2 protein-coding genes are annotated in these 1,495 nt (G+C 30.0%); both read right to left on the reverse strand.

All coding sequences use genetic code 11. From position 1 onward, the window contains the following. Positions 1-108: 108 nt before the first annotated feature. Complete coding sequence (locus tag ACYFX0_RS30925; protein WP_088020378.1) at positions 109-708, reverse strand: undecaprenyl-diphosphatase; 600 nt, start codon at positions 706-708, stop codon at positions 109-111. A gap of 225 nt (positions 709-933) precedes the next feature. Further along, positions 934-1,398: an exosporium protein D gene (locus ACYFX0_RS30930; RefSeq protein ID WP_242316147.1), complete on the reverse strand. Its 465-nt coding sequence runs from the start codon at positions 1,396-1,398 to the stop codon at positions 934-936. Positions 1,399-1,495: the final 97 nt, after the last annotated feature.

Here is a 1,495-nt window from a genome sequence, read left to right on the forward strand (position 1 = left end):
AAAGCGTTATTTTAAAATTAAAGAGCACCCAGGGGAGCGCTCTTCGATCAAGACAATATTGAAAAATACTCGGTAATATATGTAATCTTTTTAGCTTTGTGAGATTAATCAAAAGTTTTTTGACTTGTTTTTGGATGGTATTACATTTTGTTCTATTTTTTCGTAAAGATTAAGTAATTTTTTGATGAATGTAATTTTCGGTGTTAACCAATATGAAAATAGCGCTGAAATAATTCCTATTAAAGCTCCTGTTATGACATCGAAAGGATAATGAACTCCTACCCAAATACGAGAAATAGCTACGCAGAATGCAAGTACAAGCCATAACCATCTAGCCTTTTTACGAATAAGCCAGAATGAAAAACAAATTGAAAAAAATAGAATCGTATGGTCGCTAGGAAATGAATTATCTACTGCATGATCGACAAGTTTATTAACATTAGGTAATACTGCAAATGGTTGATAATTCAAATGCAAATTCCCTGCTAATTTTCCAATTATTTCAGCAGTTACGAAAGCAACCATCGCTTGAATAATCATCATTTTGTTTTTTCTACATTGAGTAAACCAATAAGCCATAATAATTAAACCTAAAAAATACACCATATATTCCGCCACAAATACCATAGTTGAGTTTAGGGATGAATATGACTTCCCTAAATCATTGATTGCTCGAAAAGCATCAATATTTAATTGAGAAAAAGACATTTTTAAGTCGCTCCTTACTGTGTGTTTATAACTTTATAAGGAAAATTATAGTAAAGAGTTTATAGTGAAAAAATTGATTTCAGTGACATTAGTATTACAAAATTGTAAGGATTAGCTCATTAAAGATTTTTAATAAAATAGTTATTTTAATAAAAAACGAGGAAATGAGGGAAGTGAAAGGAAAAGAACCCTTTATATAAAGGGTTCTTCTGGTGATTTAATCTATCAATTACATTCGTGGTAATCTTCATCACATGAATCGTTATTATCGTTACAGCATATACAAAATGTTTTTTGAACAAATAAACTAACTTCACTATTAGAACCTTCCTGCTTTGTAAGAGTAAGACTTTGAAAATCTTCAACTTGAAATATTTTTGTTTGAACAGGTTGTAATGTAGTAGTAATTGGTACGCTAGATCTTCTTGTTAGAATAGTTACTTGAACGGGTGCACTCATACCGACAACGAATAACTGAATTAATGTTTTATTATGATTGTTTGTAAAATCCTCAAATACAGTTTGTGGAGCGGTGGTTTGAAGGAAAACAGACACAGGTATATTTCCATTTGCATTTTCTGCAAAACCAGCTATCGTATGAGTTTCAATAAAACAGTTGTTTTTTTGATTGTTGGAATGTGATTGGTTTTTATAATATTTTTTACCATCTTTATAAAAGTAATCAGCCATATGAATTTAAAGCTCCCTTCTTTTAGATATCTATATAGTCTATTTAATAAAGTGAAGTAGTGCTTGTACAACATAATAAAATCCGCTCTCGTAATTA

Source organism: Bacillus sp. NEAU-Y102 (assembly GCF_054788175.1).